This window comes from Christensenellaceae bacterium 44-20 (assembly GCA_041223705.1).
Lineage (GTDB): Bacteria > Bacillota > Clostridia > Christensenellales > Christensenellaceae > QANA01.
In genome coordinates this window covers 583256-602342 of the sequence record JBCLQU010000001.1, presented here as the reverse complement: position 1 = coordinate 602342, position 19087 = coordinate 583256, and the positions used below count along the sequence as shown (strand labels likewise).

General features: G+C 56.0%; 20 protein-coding genes. All 20 read left to right on the top strand.

Annotated features, from left to right (window positions below; genetic code table 11):
- Positions 1-55: 55 nt before the first annotated feature.
- Entirely contained in the window at positions 56-538 is a 483-nt protein-coding gene (locus tag AALG83_03235) for a pyridoxamine 5'-phosphate oxidase family protein (GenBank protein ID MEY8382163.1), read from the top strand.
- 6 nt (positions 539-544) lie between these two features.
- Entirely contained in the window at positions 545-1402 is an 858-nt protein-coding gene (locus tag AALG83_03230; GenBank protein MEY8382162.1) for a methylenetetrahydrofolate reductase, read from the top strand.
- Positions 1402-2049 (top strand): vitamin B12 dependent-methionine synthase activation domain-containing protein, encoded by a 648-nt coding sequence (locus tag AALG83_03225; GenBank protein MEY8382161.1) that lies wholly within the window; start codon positions 1402-1404, stop codon positions 2047-2049. Before AALG83_03230 ends, AALG83_03225 begins: the two co-directional genes overlap by 1 nt.
- Before the next feature lies 1 nt (position 2050).
- Entirely contained in the window at positions 2051-4432 is a 2382-nt protein-coding gene (locus AALG83_03220) for a homocysteine S-methyltransferase family protein (GenBank protein ID MEY8382160.1), read from the top strand.
- On the top strand, positions 4422-5168 hold the full coding sequence (locus tag AALG83_03215) for a DUF5131 family protein (GenBank protein ID MEY8382159.1): 747 nt from the start codon (positions 4422-4424) through the stop codon (positions 5166-5168). The genes AALG83_03220 and AALG83_03215 overlap by 11 nt, the downstream gene beginning before the upstream one ends.
- Entirely contained in the window at positions 5168-5608 is a 441-nt protein-coding gene (locus AALG83_03210; GenBank protein ID MEY8382158.1) for a hypothetical protein, read from the top strand. The genes AALG83_03215 and AALG83_03210 overlap by 1 nt, the downstream gene beginning before the upstream one ends.
- A complete protein-coding gene (locus AALG83_03205; GenBank protein MEY8382157.1) occupies positions 5608-6252 on the top strand; it encodes a hypothetical protein in 645 nt (214 codons plus the stop codon). The genes AALG83_03210 and AALG83_03205 overlap by 1 nt, the downstream gene beginning before the upstream one ends.
- Before the next feature lie 133 nt (positions 6253-6385).
- Positions 6386-6616, top strand: a complete 231-nt coding sequence (locus tag AALG83_03200; protein ID MEY8382156.1) for a hypothetical protein — start codon at positions 6386-6388, stop codon at positions 6614-6616.
- Entirely contained in the window at positions 6613-7092 is a 480-nt protein-coding gene (locus AALG83_03195) for a GNAT family N-acetyltransferase (GenBank protein MEY8382155.1), read from the top strand. Before AALG83_03200 ends, AALG83_03195 begins: the two co-directional genes overlap by 4 nt.
- A 114-nt stretch (positions 7093-7206) precedes the next feature.
- Complete coding sequence (locus tag AALG83_03190; protein ID MEY8382154.1) at positions 7207-8478, top strand: dihydroorotase; 1272 nt, start codon at positions 7207-7209, stop codon at positions 8476-8478.
- Complete coding sequence (carA, locus tag AALG83_03185) at positions 8478-9560, top strand: glutamine-hydrolyzing carbamoyl-phosphate synthase small subunit (protein ID MEY8382153.1); 1083 nt, start codon at positions 8478-8480, stop codon at positions 9558-9560. The genes AALG83_03190 and carA overlap by 1 nt, the downstream gene beginning before the upstream one ends.
- Positions 9553-12738 (top strand): carbamoyl-phosphate synthase large subunit, encoded by a 3186-nt coding sequence (gene carB, locus AALG83_03180; protein ID MEY8382152.1) that lies wholly within the window; start codon positions 9553-9555, stop codon positions 12736-12738. Before carA ends, carB begins: the two co-directional genes overlap by 8 nt.
- 8 nt (positions 12739-12746) lie before the next feature.
- Entirely contained in the window at positions 12747-13487 is a 741-nt protein-coding gene (locus tag AALG83_03175) for a dihydroorotate dehydrogenase electron transfer subunit (protein MEY8382151.1), read from the top strand.
- A complete protein-coding gene (locus tag AALG83_03170) occupies positions 13481-14392 on the top strand; it encodes a dihydroorotate dehydrogenase (protein ID MEY8382150.1) in 912 nt (303 codons plus the stop codon). The genes AALG83_03175 and AALG83_03170 overlap by 7 nt, the downstream gene beginning before the upstream one ends.
- Positions 14389-15087 carry an orotidine-5'-phosphate decarboxylase gene (pyrF, locus tag AALG83_03165; protein MEY8382149.1) on the top strand — a complete coding sequence of 233 codons (699 nt, stop codon included), beginning with the start codon at positions 14389-14391 and terminating at the stop codon, positions 15085-15087. Before AALG83_03170 ends, pyrF begins: the two co-directional genes overlap by 4 nt.
- A 16-nt stretch (positions 15088-15103) precedes the next feature.
- Positions 15104-15736 carry an orotate phosphoribosyltransferase gene (gene pyrE, locus AALG83_03160; protein ID MEY8382148.1) on the top strand — a complete coding sequence of 211 codons (633 nt, stop codon included), beginning with the start codon at positions 15104-15106 and terminating at the stop codon, positions 15734-15736.
- A 12-nt stretch (positions 15737-15748) separates the two neighbouring features.
- A complete protein-coding gene (pyrB, locus tag AALG83_03155) occupies positions 15749-16663 on the top strand; it encodes an aspartate carbamoyltransferase (GenBank protein ID MEY8382147.1) in 915 nt (304 codons plus the stop codon).
- A gap of 1 nt (position 16664) precedes the next feature.
- Entirely contained in the window at positions 16665-17081 is a 417-nt protein-coding gene (locus AALG83_03150) for an aspartate carbamoyltransferase regulatory subunit (protein ID MEY8382146.1), read from the top strand.
- A gap of 59 nt (positions 17082-17140) precedes the next feature.
- Entirely contained in the window at positions 17141-18025 is an 885-nt protein-coding gene (locus tag AALG83_03145) for a radical SAM protein (protein MEY8382145.1), read from the top strand.
- A gap of 91 nt (positions 18026-18116) precedes the next feature.
- Positions 18117-19073, top strand: coding sequence for an agmatinase family protein (locus AALG83_03140; protein MEY8382144.1), 957 nt, complete (start codon positions 18117-18119; stop codon positions 19071-19073).
- Positions 19074-19087: the final 14 nt, after the last annotated feature.

The window sequence follows — 19087 nt, the reverse complement described above, 5'->3', positions numbered from 1 at the left end:
CGCAGAACATTTTGTGCTATAATATGTTCAATATCAAAAAGAAGGGCGATGGAACATGCGGGAACGGACAAAAAAGCAGATGATGCGGCCGAAGCAGACGCTAGAACTGCTGGAAAGGGCGAAAACCGGGCATCTTGGCACGATTCGGCAAAATGGTGCGCCGTATGTCGTGCCCGTGCAGTTTGTGATGCTGGATGGCAAGATCTATCTTCACGGCGCGGCAGAGGGCGAGAAGCTGGAAAATATGCTGCGCGATGGGCGGGTCTGCTTGGAGGTCTGCCAGGAATTTGGCCTGAGCTACGACAAGAATGCCGGGCAGGCCTGTGCGGTCAATACAAAATATGAGAGCGCCGTCGTGTTTGGAGAGGCGAGAGTGATAGAAGATGCGGGCGAAAGGGAACGGGCATTGCGGAGCCTGGTGGAAAAATATGTTCCCGAATTTGCAGCAAAGGAATTCGGCGCGCAGACTCTTGCGCGCACGGCAGTGGTTGCCATAGAAAATCTTGAATATACGGGAAAGGAATTTCGGGGAAGATAGAGCGCGATGAAAATTACTGATATTTTAAAGCAAAAGAAGGTAACGGTTTCCTGCGAGCTGTTCCCGCCCAAAGCCGGGACTGCTCTGGAAGATGCAAAAAAGGTTGTGCGGCAAATGGCGGAGATCGGCCCTGCTTTTATGAGCGTAACCTATGGAGCGGGCGGCGGCAACAGCGAAAATACCGTGAGTATTGCAAATGAGATTCAGAATGTCAACGGCATTACAGCGCTGGCGCACCTGACCTGCGTCAATTCAGATCGGCAAAAGATCGAAAGCGTTTTGGCGGAGCTGCGGCAAAAAGGGATTGAGAATGTGCTGGCCTTGCGGGGAGATATCGTAGAGGGCGGTAAGCTGGGCACCTATCAGCATGCCAGCCAGCTGGCGCAGGAGATCTGCGCAAAGGAGGGGTTCTGCGTGGGCGGCGCGTGCTATCCGGAAGGGCATCCGGAATCCCAGTCGCTGGAAAAGGATATTTGGGGCATTCGCCAAAAAGTGGAGAGCGGCTGCCAGTTTTTGACGACGCAGATGTTTTTCGACAACAACATTCTCTATAATTTCATGTTCCGGCTGCTCAAAGCCGGAGTCGACGTTCCGGTGATCGCGGGCATCATGCCCGTTACCAACAGCAAGCAGATCACCAGAATTTGCTCGCTTTCCGGGACGGCCCTGCCGCCGCGCTTCCGGGCGATTGTGGATAAGTTTGCCGATCACCCGGCGGCAATGCGGCAGGCGGGCATCGCCTATGCGAGCGAGCAGATCATCGATCTCATCGCAAACGGCGTGAACCATATCCATATTTACTCCATGAATAAGCCGGATATCGCGGGCAGCATCATGAGAAACCTTTCGGAGATGATCGGGTGATGGAGATTCGCAGGCGCGAAGTCTGGCGGTATTTGGGCTACCAGGGCACCGCGCCCCAGCCGGCGGAACAGCAGAAAATTGAGGCGGTGATTGCTCAGCTGGAGCGGTCGGTGGCGCCGCGGCATATTTACCTGGAAAAAGCCTGCTGCGCGGAGCGCGATGGAGTGGTAATCGAGGGGATTTTGTTTCCCAGCGCATTATTGGCGCGCAATCTGGCTGGATGCGGGCGCGTCATTCTCATTGCGGCGACGCTGGGTGTGGAGGCAGATTTGCAGGTGCGGCGCTATCAGGCGCGCTCGATGGCCGATGCCGCCATTGCGCAGGCAGTATGCGCAGAGATGCTGGAATACTATCTGGACGGCGTTTGCCGGGAAATTGCCGCGGAAAAGGAAAGAAGCGGGCTGTTTCTGCGCCCGCGCTATAGCCCAGGCTATGGAGATTTGGCGCTGGAGACACAGCGGGATTTTTTTGCATTGCTGGATTGCAGGCGGCGCCTGGGCGTCAGCCTGACGGACGGCAATATGATGACACCGACAAAATCCGTTACCGCCTTTATCGGCCTTTCGCATACCTGCAGGAGGGGCGAAAAAAGCGGCTGTCAGGCTTGCAGCAAGCAGGACTGCGCATTTAGAAATTGGGAGAGCTAGCATGGAAAGAAACTTGCGGGAGAAGCTGGGAAAAGAGCTGATGTTTTTGGACGGCGCCATGGGCACAGAGCTTCAAAACAGAGGGCTTTTGGCGGGAGAGTTGCCCGAACTATGGAACTGCTCGCACGAGCAGGAGATTTTGGAAATTCACGCGGGCTATCTCGCCTGCGGCTGTGATATTATTTTTGCCAATACGTTTGGCGCCAACCGCTTCAAGCTGAAGGAAAGCGGCCATTCGGTGAGCGAGATTGTGCAGAAGGGCGTTGAAATCGCAAAAAGAGCTGTGGCCATGGAAGGTAGGGGCTGTGTTGCGCTGGATTTAGGTCCTACAGGAAAACTGCTTCGGCCGATGGGCGATTTGGGCTTTGAAGAGGCCTATGCGGCGTTTGCGGAAATGGTACAGGCAGGAGTCAAAGCTGGCGCAGAGCTGATCGTCATCGAAACCATGAGCGATACCTACGAGATGAAGGCGGCGGTCTTGGCGGCAAAAGAGCAGAGCGAACTGCCCGTTATCGCGATGATGACCTTCGACGAGCAGGGAAAATTGCTCACGGGCGGCGATATAGAGGCGGTAGTCTGCCTGCTGGAGGGGCTAGGCGTAGATGCGCTTGGCATGAACTGCGGCCTTGGCCCGGAGCAGATGCTGGCTCTCTTGCCCCGGATGCGCGCCTGCACCAGCATCCCGATCGCAGTCAAACCAAATGCGGGTTTGCCGGTTGTCGTCAACGGAAGGCCGTCTTATGCGCTGGGCTCAGAGGAATTTGCCCGGCAGGGAGAGGCCCTGGTGCGGGCAGGCGCCAGCGTGATTGGCGGCTGCTGCGGCGCCGGGCGCGAACATATGCACAAACTGGTGGAGCGCTGCAAAGCCTTGCAGCCGCTGCCCATCCGACAAAAAAACATTACGGCGGTATCTTCCTATTCTCATGCGGTTTTCTTTGGCGGAAAGCCGGTGATCATCGGAGAGCGCCTGAACCCGACGGGCAAGCCAAAGCTAAGGCAGGCGCTGCGGGATGAGGATATGAACTATCTCTATCAGGAGGGGATTGCCCAGGCGGAGCATGGCGCGGATATTCTGGATGTCAACGTCGGCCTGCCCGGGATTGATGAGCCCAAACTGATGGAGCAGGCGGTTTGCGGGCTTCAGGGCATTCTGGATTTGCCCCTGCAGATCGATACGGCAGATAGTTCGGCGATGGAGCGCGCCCTGCGCCTCTATAACGGCAAGCCGCTTTTAAACTCCGTCAGCGGCAAGGAAGAGAGCCTCGCACAGGTTTTGCCGCTGGTCAAAAAGTACGGCGCGGCGGTCATCGCGCTGACGCTGGACGAGGCGGGCATTCCCCAGACGGCAGAAGGCCGCTTTGCCATCGCGGAGAAGATCGTGCTGAGAGCAGAAGAAATGGGGATCGCGAGGAAGGATATCATCGTCGATCCGCTGGCCATGACGATCAGCACGGGCGCGGAGAATGCGAAGGTAACGCTGGAGACGCTGAAGATGGTGCGGGAGCGCCTGGGCGTGCATACTTCCCTTGGCGTCTCGAATATTTCCTTTGGGCTGCCCGAGCGGGAGGGCATCAACACAGCTTTCTTCACCATGGCCCTGCAAAACGGGCTTTCAGCCGGCATCATCAACCCGGGCAGCGAGGCGATGATGCGCGCGGCCTATGCCTACAGCGCCCTGATGGGGCTGGACGAGGGCTGCGCGGGGTATATCCGGCGATACGCAGATGCACAGGCCAAAGAGAAAGCGCCGGAAGCACAGATGAGCCTGCATGGGGCAGTTTTGCGCGGGCTTGCAGAGCAGGCAGAGGCGGCGGCTAAGGAAGAGCTGGAACGGCGGGCGCCGCTGGAAGTTATTAGCGAGATTCTGGTGCCTGCGCTGGATGAAGTGGGCAAAGGGTTTGCGGAAAAGCGCGTCTTCCTGCCCCAGCTTTTGATGAGCGCCGAAGCGGCCAAGGCGGCCTTTGGCGCCGTGCGGGAGAAACTGCGCAAAGAAGGCGGCGCAGAGCAGAAAAAAGGAAAGATCATCCTGGCAACGGTCAAGGGCGATATTCATGATATTGGCAAAAATATTGTGAAAGTATTGCTGGAAAACTATGGATACGATGTGGTCGATCTGGGCAAGGATGTGGAGCCGCAGGCAGTCGTGCAGGCGGCAAAAGAGCAGGAGGTTCGCCTGGTTGGCCTGAGCGCGCTGATGACGACGACGGTCGTCAATATGCAGGCCACCATCGAGCTGCTGAAAAAGGAGACGGATTGCAAAGTGATGGTGGGCGGCGCGGTTCTGACCCAGGATTATGCCGATGAGATTGGGGCGGATTTCTATTCGCCGGATGCCATGGGCAGCGTCGCTTATGCGGAAAGGGTGCTGGGCGGTGCGGTTTAGAGGATCGATTGCCTGGAACCCCTGGCATGGATGCCATAAAGTCAGCGCGGGATGTATGCACTGCTATGTTTACCGCATGGATGAGCGGCATGAAAAAGACGCCAGCAAGGTTTATAAAACACAGAATTTTAACCTGCCTATACGCAAAAACAGAGAGGGCGGCTATAAAATTCCATCCGGAGCGCACCTCGCCACCTGCTTCACTTCGGATTTCCTGCTGGAGGAGGCAGACGAATGGCGCGGGGAGGCTTGGCGCATGATGCGCGAGCGCAGCGATGTGCAGTTCTTTTTTATTACCAAGCGGATTGAGCGGCTGGAGCGCTGTTTGCCGCCGGATTGGGGCGACGGGTATGAAAACGTCGAGATCAACTGCACGGTGGAAAACCAGCAGATGGCGGAGCGGCGGCTTCCGGTTCTGCGGGATGTGCCCGCGCGGCACAAAGGGATCGTCTGCGAGCCGCTGCTTTCGGCCATCGATTTATCGCCCTATCTGGGCGGCTGGGTCAGGCATGTGGTGGCGGGCGGAGAATCAGGAAACCAGGCGCGGGTTTGCGATTATGACTGGGTTTTGGGCCTGAAAAAGCAGTGCGAGCAGGCGGATGTTTCCTTCTATTTTAAGCAGACGGGCGCCCGGCTAAAAAAAGACGGAAAGCTCTATCGGATTGCCAGACAGCATCAGCATGCTCAGGCCAGAAAGGCCGGAATCAACTATTGGAGGGAAGGAAGAGAAACGTGATGCGGGAGATGGACAGTTTTTCCTATGCGATGGGCGTGATCGACGCGTTTAACGAGGTAGTGCGCGCAGGGGTGAAAAAGCTGGCTTTGGCGCACCCTGTCAGGGATCGGCAGCTGCGCGAAGAGCTGGCGCAGGCCGCTGAGAGCATCTGCGCGCAGTATGGGACCAAGCTTTACCGGGAAGACGATCCTCTGCTGACGGATTTGTTTCCGGTTTCCCTGAACCGGGGGACATATAACATCCTGTTCTATCAGAGCGAAGAGGTCTTGTCGGAGTATCTGGAGCTCAAGCAGAGAAAAAAACAGCTTCAGGAAGAGGGGCGCTATGCCGGCCAGGAGCGCAAAGAGATTGCCCGCTCCTTCGGGCACCTTCTCTCCTATACGGATGAGGCGATTGAGCGGCTGATCGCCGGCAACCACGAAAAGGAAGCCTTTTCCTGATGGGCAGACGGTGCAGAGAGCAGAATAGCAGGGGCGGGGTTATCACGGATCCTGCGGCATATCTGCAAAACCGCTTTCCGGGGCGGCAATTTGAACTGCTGGCCGATCAGAGCATTTTTCTGGAGCAAACGGGCGATTGGCTACAGCGGGATTACGAGACGAGAAGCGGAAAGAGCCTGCCAAACTGCACGCTTTCCGCCATCTGCAATGCGATGCTGTTTTTCGCGCGGAATGGATATGAGCAAATCCCGGGCGATCCGCCGGCGCTCTATCAGGCTGTGCGCAAAAAGGCGCGGAAATACCGAATACTCGGGCGCTATGGCACAGTCGCGTTTTTCAACCACATGCTTGCCAACGCCGTTTGGAAGGCTTTCGGGTATCCGCAAACGCGGGCGCAAAGCAGATATTTCAGAGGCTTCTCCTATTGGGAGGCGCTCATGAAACAGCGGCGGCCTTTTGTTATCTCGCTGTTCTCCGGGAAATATGCCAGGCATACGGTTTGCGCCTGCGGGCTGCTGGTATTTGCCGACGGGGTTCGACAATACCGCTTTTTGGCGCTTCGGGATAACTGGAGCCGGCAGCTGCGCTTTCTTTCGGATCTAGAGCCCTGCCTTAGCTGTACGACACAGCTGATGCGGCAGTAAGACGGCGGGGCTGACCGTATCTCAAATGTCGAAAACGATACAAAAAAATTAATTTTTAGCGCCAAATACTGACAAACAAATACACAATTTTCTGCTATGCTATCCTCAAAAGTTGTTTTTCGGGGAGCAGACTATGCAGCGTTATAGAGTGTTTGAGGAAGTTTTATACGAAAGCCAGACGGGGAAGCCCTATCGCAGCTTTGGCGTTGCGGCGGGGGAGCTGCGCTTTTCGGATCTCAGTCTGGAAGAGCGGCCGGTTCGGGAATTTGTGGAGCGGCTGAATGCGGAGGAGCTGGAGATCGTTCATCTGCAAGGGGCAGTCGAGGATTTTATGGAATCGTTGGAGGGGAAGGACAAGGCATGATACGTTTGGCCAAAAAGGAAGATGCGCAGCAGCTGCTGCGGCTTTGCAACCAGTTTAACGGCGAAGGCGAGACCAGCGCGGCGCATATTGAGCAGTCCATTCTGCAAAACCGGCAGGAAATTGCCGTAGTGGCAGAAGAGGACGGCGTTTTGGCGGGGTTCATCTGCGTGCAGATGAAAAAGAGCCTCTGCTACCATGAGGTATCGCCGGAAATTACAGAGGTATTCGTCTGTGAGGAACATAGAAGAAAGGGCCTGGCCAGCAAAATGATAGCTTTTGCAGAGGCATACTGCATGGAGCAGAGCGGCGTGCGCAGGTTTGAACTGCAGACAGGCGAGGAAAATTTTGCGGCGCAGGCGCTCTACCGCTCGCTGGGCTACTATCAGGAAAACGAGATTTTGATGGAAAAGGCGATGGGGCAGACCGAGCCCAGAAAAAGGGAGCGCGCAGAGGAGCGGCCCGCGGCCGGAAAATAAAGAGGGAAAATAGCGGCTGGCGTCGAATTGCTCCTTGACAGAGATGCTGGTTTGACTTATAATTCTGTGTTAGGGTTTGCGTTAGGAAATGGACAAATTCTAAAGGAGCCACGAATGAAAGTATTGCTGAAGGGAGCATCGGTATATTCGGAAAAAGGGTTTATCCGCAGCGATCTCGCCATTGATGGCGGATGTATCCGAACGCTTCAGGAGTCGATCCCATCGGATGGATTCGACGCCGTTTTTCATTTGAAGAATCTCATCATCTTGCCGGGTTTCGCAGATGTGCATGTGCATTTGCGGGAGCCTGGCTTTTCTTTTAAAGAGACGATTTTAACCGGGACGCAGGCGGCGGCCAGAGGCGGGTATACGGCGGTTTGCGCAATGCCCAACTTAAACCCGCCGCCGGACAGCCCGGAGCATTTGCTGGCTCAGCAGGAGATCATAGGTAGGGATGCGGCTGTGCATGTCTATCCCTATGCCTGCATCACCAAGGGGCAGAAGGGCAGCGGTGAGCTGGCCGATTTGGATGCGCTGGCAGAGGGTGCCGTCGCATTTTCGGATGACGGCAAGGGCGTTCAGGCAGAGGAGCTGATGCGCCAGGCCATGCTGCGGGCGAAGCGGCTGGGAAAAATGATTGCGGCGCACTGCGAAGACGAGGCGCTTTTAAACGGCGGATATATCCATGATGGATGGTATGCCAAAAAGCACGGCCACAGAGGCATTTGCTCCGAGAGCGAATGGGGACAGATACAGCGGGATTTGGCGCTCTGCCGGGAGACAGGATGCCGCTATCACGTCTGCCATGTCTCGACGAAGGAAAGCGTCGCACTGATACGCCAGGCCAAGGCCGAGGGACTTCCCGTGAGCTGTGAGACTGCGCCGCACTACCTGTTGCTCTGTGAGGACGATTTGCAGGAGCACGGCCGCTTTAAGATGAACCCGCCGCTGCGCAGCCGGGAAGATCGGGAAGCGCTCATCGAGGGGATGATAGACGGCACAATCGATTGCATAGCCACAGACCATGCGCCGCATAGCGCGGAGGAAAAGAGCAGAGGCCTGGCTGGAAGCGCCATGGGCGTCGTGGGCCTGGAGACGGCTTTTCCGGCGCTCTATACCGGGCTCGTGAAGAAAAATATTCTGAGCCTGGAAAAACTGGTGGAGCTGCTAAGCACCGCGCCGAGAAGGGCATTTGGCCTGCCCGGCGGAAGGATAGAGCCGGGCGCGGCGGCGGATCTGTGCGTCTGGGATTTGGGTGCGCAGTATCAGATTAATCCGGAAGAATTTTGCTCCAAAGGCCGCAGCACGCCCTTTGAAGGGATGCGGGTGTTTGGAGAGAATCGTTTGACTATGATAGATGGGAGAGTAGTATGGAAAAAAGATTGATGAAAAAGATTGTCCTGGAAAACGGCCAGGAATTCTACGGCGAAGGATTTGGCGCGCAGTGCGATGCCATCAACGAGATCGTTTTCAACACCTCGATGGTCGGCTATCAGGAGATTGTTTCAGACCCATCTTACACGAATCAGATGGTCGTGATGACCTACCCGCTCATCGGGAACTACGGCATCACAGACGAAGACTACGAGACCAAAATTCCCACGATAGGCGGCATGATTGTGCGGGAATACAACGATTCCCCGAGCAACTTCCGATACACGAAAACACTCTCCGAGATTTTGGAGGAAAACGGCATCCCGGGCATCAGCGGGGTGGATACCAGAAAGATCACGCGGATTATCCGAAACGAGGGCAGCCAGAAGGTGATGATCACGAGCCCGGATACTCCCAGGGAAGAGGCGCTTGCGGCGATGAGAGCCTATGAGCTGCCCAAAGACGGCGTGGCGCGGGTGAGCTGCAAAAAGAAATGGTATGCCAGAACGGCCAACCCGGTCTACCATGTGGTGGCGGTAGACTGCGGCATCAAGCTCAATATCATCCGCTCGCTCAATAAGCGCGGATGCAATGTGACGGTTGTGCCTTTTGATACGCCGGCGCAGGAAATTTTGAATCTCAAGCCGGACGGCGTATTCCTCTCCAACGGCCCGGGAGACCCGGAAGATGTTACGCCCGTCATCGAGCTGGTGCGGGTACTGCGGGGCAAACTGCCCATTTTCGGCATCTGCATGGGGCATCAGCTGATTTCCATTGCCTGCGGCGCAAAGACGTATAAGATGAAATTCGGGCATCGGGGCGGCAACCACCCGGTCAAAAACCTGCTGACGGGCAAAATTGAAATTACCAGCCAGAACCACAGCTTTGCCGTGGATAGGGATTCCCTTGGCGGGACGGGCCTTGTGCCCACGCATATCAACCTGCTGGACGATACAGTGGAAGGCGCGGCATGCCCGGAGGACAAGCTCTTTTCGGTGCAGTATCACCCGGAGAGCGCCCCCGGCCCGCAGGACAGCGGCTATTTATTCGATCAATTTATTGGAATGATGAAGGAGAATCAGCGCAATGCCTAAGAGAGAAGATATTAAAAAAGTAATGGTAATCGGCTCTGGCCCTATCGTGATCGGACAGGCCGCAGAGTTCGACTATGCCGGAACGCAGGCATGCCTTGCGCTCAAGGAAGAGGGATATGAGGTGATCCTCATCAACTCCAACCCGGCCACGATCATGACGGATACCAATATCGCGGATAAGATTTATATGGAGCCGCTGACGCTGGAATACGTCGCCAAAGTCATCCGCTATGAGCGGCCGGATGCCATCGCGCCGGGATTCGGCGGGCAGGTTGGCCTCAACCTGGCCATGAAGCTGGCGCAGAAGGGCGTGCTGGATGAATGCCAGGTGGAGATTTTGGGCACGCCTTTTGATACCATCGAGCGCGCAGAGGACAGAGGGCTCTTCAAGGAGCTCTGCGAGAAGCTGGGCGAGCCTGTTCTGCCTTCGGTCATCGTGCACAGCATCGAAGAGGGCCTTCAGGCGGCGGAGGAGATCGGCTATCCCGTCGTGCTGCGCCCGGCCTTTACGCTGGGCGGAACGGGCGGCGGCTTTGCGGATACGCCGGAGGAGATGGCCGAGCTCTGCAAGCACGCGCTCTATATCTCGCCCGTGCAGCAGGTGCTGGTGGAAAAGAGCATCAAAGGCTATAAGGAAATCGAGTATGAGGTCATCCGGGACAGCAACGATACGGCCATCACCATCTGCAACATGGAAAATATCGACCCAGTGGGCATCCATACGGGCGATTCCATCGTCGTCTGCCCAAGCCAGACGCTGACCAACAAAGAATACCACCTGCTTCGGGACAGCGCGCTGCGCATCATCCGGGAGCTGAAAATCGAGGGCGGCTGCAACGTGCAGTTTGCGCTGGATCCATATTCCTTCCAATATTTCCTGATTGAGGTCAACCCGAGAGTTTCCAGATCTTCTGCGCTGGCATCCAAGGCCAGCGGATACCCCATCGCGCGGGTCTCGGCAAAAATTGCCGTGGGCATGACGCTGGACGAGATTGCCATTGCCAATACGCCGGCCAGCTTTGAGCCGACGCTGGACTACGTCGTCACCAAAGTGCCGCGGTTCCCGTTCGATAAATTCGCCACCGCAGATAACCACTTGAGCACCCAGATGAAGGCGACGGGCGAGGTCATGAGCATCGGGCGGACGCTGGAAGAGAGCCTTTTAAAGGCAATCCGTTCGCTGGAGACGGGAGTCTGCCACCTCTATATGCCTAAGTTCGACGATATGAGCAGCGACGATTTGCTGGCCTATATCAAGGACGGCACAGACGACCGCGTCTTTGCCATCGCGCAGCTCATCCGCAACGGCATTGACCTGGGCATGATCTACAACGAAACCAAAATCGACATGCTCTTCCTGGATAAGATCAAGAACATCGTGGATTTTGAGGCGGTTTTGAAAGCGCATCCCATGCAGAGCGAAGTGCTGCGCCAGGCCAAGCGGCTGGGCGTGAGCGATAAGTACATCGGGCAGGTTTGGGGCATGAGCGAGCAGGAAGTGTTCCTGATGCGCAGGGAGCAGGGCGTGATGCCTGTCTACAAGATGATCGACACCTGCGCCAGCGAGTTCTCCAGCTATGTCCCGTATTTCTACTCGACTTATGAGGATGAAAACGAATCCATCATCAGCGATAAGAAGAAGATAGTCGTTCTTGGCTCCGGGCCCATCCGCATCGGGCAGGGCATTGAGTTTGACTATTCCACGGTGCATGCCGTCTGGACAATTCGGGATGCGGGCTATGAGGCCATCATCATCAACAACAACCCCGAGACGGTTTCCACAGACTACACTACCAGCGACAAGCTCTATTTCGAGCCGCTGCTGACCGAAGACGTCATGAATATCATCGAGATGGAGAAGCCGGACGGTGTCATCGTAACGCTGGGCGGGCAGACGGCCATCAACCTGGCGGCATCGCTGGACAGCCTGGGCGTCAAGATCATCGGGACGGATATCCGGGCCATTGGCCGGGCGGAAAACCGGGATAACTTCAAGCGGCTCACCGAGAGCCTCGGCATCAAGCAGCCCAAGGGCGTCGCGGTGGTGAGCATCGAGGAAGGCGTGCAGGCGGCGGCGGAAATCGGCTATCCCGTGCTGGTGCGGCCGAGCTATGTTCTGGGCGGCCGGGCGATGCAGATTGTCGGCGATGAGCAGGCGCTGCGCGAGTATATGAACACTTCCGTGCAGATCAGCCATAAGCAGCCTGTGCTGGTCGACCAGTATATCATGGGCCGGGAGATGGAAGTGGATGCGGTCTGCGACGGGGTGGATGTGTTCATTCCGGGCATCATGGAGCATGTAGAGAAGACTGGCATCCACTCGGGCGACAGCGTCAGCGTGCATCCGCCCTTTACAGCAAGCCAGAAAGTCAAGAATACTATCATTGACTACACCAAGCGGCTGGGGCTGGCAGTGGGCATCATCGGGCTGTTCAACATTCAGTTTATCGTCGATAAGGAGGATAACGTCTATATCATCGAGCTGAATGCCCGCTCTTCCCGGACGGTTCCCTTCCTCTCCAAAGCCACGGGGTATTCCATGGCAGATATCGGAACGCTGGCTATCTTGGGCAAGAGCCTGAAGGAGCAGGGGCTCACCCAGCTTTATGCCAAGGAAAAAGAGATGTGGTTCGTCAAGGCGCCGGTATTCTCCTTCTCCAAGCTGGATGGCATGGATACCTATCTCTCGCCCGAGATGAAATCCACCGGCGAGGCCATCGGCTACGATAAGAAGCTGACCAGAGCGCTCTATAAAGCGCTTCAGGCTTCGGGCATGAAGATCGCCAAATACGGCACCATCCTCGCCACGATTGCAGACTGCGACAAGCAGACGGCACTGCCGCTCATCCGCAGGTTCTACGACCTCGGCTTTAACATCGAGGCCACTCAGGGCACGGCAAGCTACCTGAAAGCCAACGGCATTCGCACACATGCCGTCGCCAAAATCAGCGAGGGGAGCGATGAGATCCCGTCAGCTCTGAGAAAAGGGCACGTAAACTACGTCATCAATACCAGAGATGTGGATGCTTCGCCCATGCAGGATTCGGATGGATGGGTCATCCGCCGCTGTGCAGTCGAGAACAACGTCGCCATGTTCACCTCGCTGGAGACGGTTCGGGTGCTGCTGGATGTTCTGGAAGAAGTTACGGTGGGCGTCGCGCCTATCGATGCAGTCTAGGGGGCAGTATGCGAAAAGATGGCCTGTTTACAGTAAAGCAAAACCGGCAGATTGCCCAGAGCGTCTATGAGATGGTACTAGAGGGGGATACCAGCGCCATCTCCGCGCCCGGGCAGTTTGTGAACGTGGAAATAGAAGGGCTCTTTTTGCGGCGGCCAATCTCCGTCTGCGATTTAAACGGCGATCTGCTGACGCTCATCTATAAAGTGGTCGGCGTCGGAACGGAAAAGCTGGCAGAGGCAGAGCCGGGAGACCGCTTCTCTCTGCTGACCGGCCTGGGCAATGGATATGACACTGCCAAATGCGGGCAAAAGCCTTTGCTCATCGGCGGCGGGGTGGGTGTACCGCCCATGTATTATCTGGCAAAATGCCTGATTAGGGAAGGCAGGAAGCCCTGCGTTGTGCTGGGCTTTAACACAGAGCAAGACTGCTTTTATGCGGAGCAGTTCCGCGCTCTGGGCTGTGAGACAGTCGTCGCCACGGCAGACGGGAGTGTCGGAGTAAAGGGATTCGTAACGGATGCGATCCGGCAGAGCAGCTTGGACTACGATTATTTCTGCGCCTGCGGGCCCGAGCCCATGCTGCGGGCTGTGGCGGATTGCTGCGCCTGCGGCGGGCAGCTCAGCTTTGAGGAGAGAATGGCATGCGGCTTTGGCGCATGTATGGGATGCAGCTGCAAAACCAAATACGGCAATAAGCGCATCTGCAAGGATGGCCCGGTGCTTTTCAAGGAGGAAGTGATATGGTAGACACTTCTGTAACTTTAAGCGGAATGCGGCTGGATAACCCGGTCATCCCGGCCAGCGGCACGTTTGGATACGGCAGGGAATTTGGCGAGTTTTACGACATCAATATTCTGGGTTCCTTCTCGTTTAAGGGGACGACCAGAGAGCCGCGGTTTGGCAACCCCACGCCGCGCATCGCGGACTGCACGGCAGGGATGATCAACGCCGTCGGCCTGCAAAACCCGGGCATCGATGCGGTCATCGCGGAGGAACTGCCCGCGCTGAAGAAGATATTTCATAAGCCGGTGATCGCGAATATCAGCGGGTTTTCCATCGAAGAATATGCGCAGTGCTGTGAGAAAATCGATGCCGAGGAGCAGGTTGGCATCATCGAGGTCAACATCAGCTGCCCCAATGTGCGCCATGGCGGCATGAGCTTTGGAACCAGCTGCCAGAGCGCCGCGGAAGTAACCAGGGCTGTCAAAGCGGTAACGACAAAACCCGTCTACCTAAAGCTCAGCCCGAATGTGGAAAATATCGTGGAAATTGCCCTGGCTTGCCAGGAGGCAGGAGCAGATGGAATTAGCCTCATCAATACCTTGCTCGGCATGAGAATCGATTTGCGGACGAAAAAGCCCGTGATCGCCAATACGATGGGCGGCTTTTCCGGCCCGGCGATTTTCCCGGTGGCACTGCGCATGGTCTATCAGGTGGCGCAGGCGGTGCGCATCCCGATCATGGGGATGGGCGGCGTCAGCTCGGCGCGGGATGTCATCGAGATGATGCTGGCCGGGGCGACGGCTGTGCAGGTCGGCGCGGCAAATTTGAAAAATCCGTATATCTGCAAACAAATTATAGAGGATTTGCCAAAAGAGATGGAGAAACTTGGCATAAAGAGTTTAAAAGAAATCATAGGGGGTGCGTTATGAGCCGGGATGTCATGATTGCGCTGGATTTTAAAAGCGCGCAGGAAGTATTTGCTTTTCTGGATCTGTTTACGGAGGAAAAGCCGTATGTCAAAGTCGGGATGGAGCTTTTCTATGCCGAGGGCCCGCAGATTGTGCGGGAAATCAAAAAGCGCGGCCATAAGATTTTCCTGGATCTCAAGCTGCACGATATTCCAAATACCGTGAAAAAAGCCATGCGTGTGCTCTCGGGATTGGATGTGGATATGTGCAACCTGCATGCCGCCGGAACCATCGAGATGATGAAAGCGGCGCTGGAGGGGCTGACTCGGGCCGACGGCTCGCGGCCGCTGCTCATTGCCGTAACCCAGCTGACCTCCACCAGCGAGGAGCGCATGCAAAAGGAACTGCTCATCGGCGCGCCCATCGCGGATACCGTCGTCCAGTATGCCAAAAATGCCAAGGAGGCCGGGCTGGATGGCGTGGTTTGCTCGCCCCTGGAAGCGGCTATGGTCAAAGAGGCATGCGGCAGGGAGTTCTATGCCGTAACGCCGGGCATTCGCTTTGCGGATGGGGCTGTGGGCGATCAGGTGCGCGTAACGACACCGGCCAAGGCAAGGGAAATTGGCTCGGATTATATTGTAGTTGGCCGCCCGATCACAGCTGCGGAGGAACCGGTTGCGGCATACCGCAGATGCTGCCAGGAATTTATCGGCTAAGAAAAGGAGAATTCAGATGGAAAAGCGAATTGCAAAGGATTTATTATCGATTGGCGCGGTGTTTCTGCGTCCGGATGAGCCGTTTACCTGGGCCAGCGGCATCAAGAGCCCGATCTACTGCGATAACCGGCTGACGCTGACAGCGCCTGCCGTGCGCGGCGATGTGGAAAACGGCCTGGCGGAGACCATCAAAAGAGAATACTCGCAGTGCGAAGTCCTGATGGGGACGAGCACAGCCGGCATCGCGCACGCGGCCATTACCGCGCATCTGATGAATCTTCCTATGGGCTATGTCCGCTCGGGCGCAAAGGATCACGGGCGGGCGAACCAGATTGAGGGCAAGCTGGAAAAAGGTCAGAAGGTTGTGGTCGTGGAGGATCTGATCTCCACGGGCGGTAGCGTTATCGAAGTCGTCAATGTATTAAGAGCGGCAGGAGCGGAAGTGCTGGGAATCGCCAGCATCTTCACCTACGGCATGAAGAAGGGCCTGGCGCGCCTGGCCGAGGCGAACGTGAAAAACGTCAGCCTCTCCAACTTCGATGTGCTCGTCGAAGTGGCAGCAGAAGAGGGTTATATCCAAAAAGAGGATATCGAGAGGCTGATCGCCTTCCGCAATAATCCCAGCGATGAGAGCTGGATTCGGGGCTAAAGGAGAGAGAAGATGCGCCATCTAATTGAAATTACGGATCTATCCGTTCGGGAAATCGATGAGATTCTCGATCTTGCGGAGGATATGATCGCCCAGCCGGGCAAATACAGCGAGGTTTGCCGCGGAAAGCAGCTGGCGACGCTGTTCTTTGAGCCCAGTACGCGCACGCGCCTGAGCTTTGAATCTGCGATGCTCAGCCTGGGCGGGAGCGTGCTCGGGTTCTCCTCGGCAAACTCTAGCTCGGCCTCCAAGGGCGAGAGCGTCTCGGATACGGTGCGCACAGTGGGCTGCTACGCGGATATTATCGCCATGCGGCATCCTAAGGAAGGCGCGCCGCTGGTGGCTTCGATGAAATCGCCGATTCCGATTATCAACGCAGGCGACGGCGGGCATCATCACCCGACGCAGACGCTGACGGATCTGCTGACCATTCGCAGGGAAAAAGGAAAGCTCGGCGGCTTTACCATCGGCCTTTGCGGCGATTTGAAGTTTGGCAGAACCGTGCACTCGCTGATCACAGCCCTTTGCCGCTATGAGGATATCAATTTCGTGCTCATTTCGCCCGAAGAACTGCAAGTGCCGGATTATATCAAGACGGATGTCCTGCAAAAGAGCGGAAAATCTTGGCGGGAAGTTGAGACCATGAGCGAAGTGATGCCAGAACTCGATATTTTGTATATGACCAGAGTGCAGAGAGAGCGCTTCTTCAATGAGGCGGATTATATCCGCCTGAAAGACAGCTATATTCTGGATCCCCAAAAGCTGGAGCCCGCCAAAAAGGATCTCTGCATCCTGCATCCGCTCCCCAGAGTTACGGAAATTTCCACCAAGGTGGACGACGACCCCCGGGCGGCGTATTTCCGCCAGGTGAAAAACGGCAAATTCGTGCGCATGGCGCTGATGTCCCGGCTACTGGAGGTGTTATAGTATGCATATCGACAGCATTCAAAACGGCCTGGTGCTCGACCATATCACAGCAGGGAAGAGCATGGAAATCTATCACTCCCTGGGGCTGGATAAGCTAAACTGCAGCGTGGCCATCATCAAAAACGTCAAGAGCGCCAAAACAGGACGCAAGGATATTTTAAAGATCGACGCGGATATTGCGCTGGATTTGGGCGTGCTTGGGTATCTGGATCCCGGCATCACAGTCAACCGGATCGCGGATGGGAAAATCGTGGAGAAAAAGCATCTGGAACTGCCCGAAAGAGTCGTCAATATCATTCGGTGCAAAAACCCGAGATGCATCACCTCGGTCGAGCCGGAGCTGGATCAGGTCTTTGAGCTTGCCAACCGGCAAACAGGGGAATACCGCTGCCTATACTGCGAAGAGAAGCATGAATAAAAATCGCCCGCCGGTTGGCGGGCTTTTTTCGCTTTGGTGGGCGAAGAAAGGGGGCAAATATGGAAAAACGGTGCAACCTTTGCCCGAGGTCCTGCAATGCCGTGCGGGGAAAAGAGGGCTTTTGCAGGATGCCGGAGCAGCCGGTCGTCGCGAGAGCCGCTCTGCATTTTTGGGAAGAGCCCTGCATCAGCGGAGAAAAAGGCTCGGGGACGGTCTTTTTCAGCGGGTGCAACCTGCGCTGTGTCTTCTGCCAGAACCATCAGATCAGCCAGGAGGGTTTTGGAAAGCAGGTGAGCGTGGAGCAGCTCAGGGCGATATATTGGAAGCTCATCGATCAGGGGGCGGAAAATATCAATCTGGTTACGCCTACGCACTTTCTAGGTGCAGTCGCCGCTTCGCTCCGGCCCAAGCTGCCCGTGCCCGTGGTCTATAACTGCGGGGGGTACGAGAAGACAGAGTCCCTAAAACGGCTGGAAGGGCTGGTGGATATTTATCTGCCGGATCTCAAGTATCTGGATGGTGCAAGCGCGGCGCGCTATTCCCTGGCGCCGGATTATCCGCAAATTGCCATAAAGGCCATAGAGGAGATGTATCGACAGGTTGGAGATTGCCAGATGAATCAAAAAGGCATGCTCCAAAAGGGAGTGCTGGTGCGGCATCTGGTTTTGCCGGGCAGCCTGGAAAACAGCCGGGCGGTGCTGGATTGGATGGAAGATTTTGCAAAAGACAAGGATGTGCTTTTCAGCCTGATGAGCCAGTATACGCCGGTGACGGATTTATCTGCCTATCCGGAGATCAACTGCGGGCTTTTGCAGAGCGAGTATGATCAGCTGCTGGCAGAGCTGGAGCAAAAGGAGAATATCGCTGGCTTTGTTCAGGAGCTTTCTTCGGCTGAGGAGCAGTATATCCCAAGCTTTCGCCTGGAAGGGCTGGAGGAGATTTGAGGGCCTGGGCAAATAAAAAGTGTTGAATTTTCTGCACATTTCGATATAATGATACTATCGTATGACAATAGAATAGGAGAAGGGGATCATTATGAAAAAATTCGTCTATGGAAACACACCTGGGATGCTGAAACAGGAGATCAACGAAGATCCGGCCAGCTATGCTGCGCAGGATGCAGTCTTTATGGGCATTCCGTGGGAGGGCGGCGTAACCTGGAGCGCATATGCCGGAACCGAGCTTTTGCCCAAGGCAATCCGCAACGCCTCTGCCAGATATACGGGCTATCTGCCTGAGCTGGATGATATCAACGTCTGGGACAACCTGAAAGTAACGGACGGCGGCGATCTCGGCTGCGAGCCCAGCGATACGCTCAAAACATTTGAAAAGATCACAGAGAAGGCAAAGGAGCTTTTTGCTTCGGGAACCGTCCCGATTTTCCTGGGCGGAGACCACAGCATCACGTTCCCCATCATGCGCGGTCTTGGCGAGACAAAGAAGGGCAAAGTTGGCATCATTCATATGGATGCACACTTTGATAACCGCGAGATTTTCGGGGACGATCCCTATGCCCGCTGCTGCCCCCTGCACCGGATTTCCGAGCTGGAGAGCGTCAAAAATACCAGCATCGTGCATTTCGGCATCCGCGGGGCGCGCAATGCCCCCCAGGACGGCGCTTATGCCAAGAAGATCGGCGCGAAAGTCGTTACCATCAACGATATCCGCATGGGCGATATGAAGGATTATATGAAGCTCGTCAAAGAGGCCTATGATACGGCGGCAGACGGCACGGATGCCGTTTACGTTACGGTTTGCAGCGACGTTCTGGATATCGCCTATAACCCGGGCGGCCCGCTGGACGGCAACGGCCTGACGACCTTTGAGCTGTTCAACGCGCTTTATTATTTCGCATGCCGCGGCATTGCCGGTTTCGATGTGGTCGAGGTTTATCCGCCTATGGATCCCAACAACACCTCTTCGCATATCGCTGTGCAGATGATCCTCTATGTGCTGGCCGGCCTTTCCAAAAAGAAGGCAGAAGCGAAATAGGAGCAAGCCAGGCC

What these genes read in the sequence shown, in the direction of transcription:
- AALG83_03235 (MEY8382163.1), top strand. Translation starts at nt 56, where the DNA reads ATGCGGGAACGGACAAAAAAGCAGATGATGCGGCCGAAGCAGACGCTA.
- AALG83_03230 (MEY8382162.1), top strand. Translation starts at nt 545, where the DNA reads ATGAAAATTACTGATATTTTAAAGCAAAAGAAGGTAACGGTTTCCTGC.
- AALG83_03225 (MEY8382161.1), top strand. Translation starts at nt 1,402, where the DNA reads ATGGAGATTCGCAGGCGCGAAGTCTGGCGGTATTTGGGCTACCAGGGC.
- AALG83_03220 (MEY8382160.1), top strand. Translation starts at nt 2,051, where the DNA reads ATGGAAAGAAACTTGCGGGAGAAGCTGGGAAAAGAGCTGATGTTTTTG.
- AALG83_03210 (MEY8382158.1), top strand. Translation starts at nt 5,168, where the DNA reads ATGCGGGAGATGGACAGTTTTTCCTATGCGATGGGCGTGATCGACGCG.
- AALG83_03205 (MEY8382157.1), top strand. Translation starts at nt 5,608, where the DNA reads ATGGGCAGACGGTGCAGAGAGCAGAATAGCAGGGGCGGGGTTATCACG.
- AALG83_03200 (MEY8382156.1), top strand. Translation starts at nt 6,386, where the DNA reads ATGCAGCGTTATAGAGTGTTTGAGGAAGTTTTATACGAAAGCCAGACG.
- AALG83_03195 (MEY8382155.1), top strand. Translation starts at nt 6,613, where the DNA reads ATGATACGTTTGGCCAAAAAGGAAGATGCGCAGCAGCTGCTGCGGCTT.
- AALG83_03190 (MEY8382154.1), top strand. Translation starts at nt 7,207, where the DNA reads ATGAAAGTATTGCTGAAGGGAGCATCGGTATATTCGGAAAAAGGGTTT.
- carA (MEY8382153.1), top strand. Translation starts at nt 8,478, where the DNA reads ATGAAAAAGATTGTCCTGGAAAACGGCCAGGAATTCTACGGCGAAGGA.
- carB (MEY8382152.1), top strand. Translation starts at nt 9,553, where the DNA reads ATGCCTAAGAGAGAAGATATTAAAAAAGTAATGGTAATCGGCTCTGGC.
- AALG83_03175 (MEY8382151.1), top strand. Translation starts at nt 12,747, where the DNA reads ATGCGAAAAGATGGCCTGTTTACAGTAAAGCAAAACCGGCAGATTGCC.
- AALG83_03170 (MEY8382150.1), top strand. Translation starts at nt 13,481, where the DNA reads ATGGTAGACACTTCTGTAACTTTAAGCGGAATGCGGCTGGATAACCCG.
- pyrF (MEY8382149.1), top strand. Translation starts at nt 14,389, where the DNA reads ATGAGCCGGGATGTCATGATTGCGCTGGATTTTAAAAGCGCGCAGGAA.
- pyrE (MEY8382148.1), top strand. Translation starts at nt 15,104, where the DNA reads ATGGAAAAGCGAATTGCAAAGGATTTATTATCGATTGGCGCGGTGTTT.
- pyrB (MEY8382147.1), top strand. Translation starts at nt 15,749, where the DNA reads ATGCGCCATCTAATTGAAATTACGGATCTATCCGTTCGGGAAATCGAT.
- AALG83_03150 (MEY8382146.1), top strand. Translation starts at nt 16,665, where the DNA reads ATGCATATCGACAGCATTCAAAACGGCCTGGTGCTCGACCATATCACA.
- AALG83_03145 (MEY8382145.1), top strand. Translation starts at nt 17,141, where the DNA reads ATGGAAAAACGGTGCAACCTTTGCCCGAGGTCCTGCAATGCCGTGCGG.
- AALG83_03140 (MEY8382144.1), top strand. Translation starts at nt 18,117, where the DNA reads ATGAAAAAATTCGTCTATGGAAACACACCTGGGATGCTGAAACAGGAG.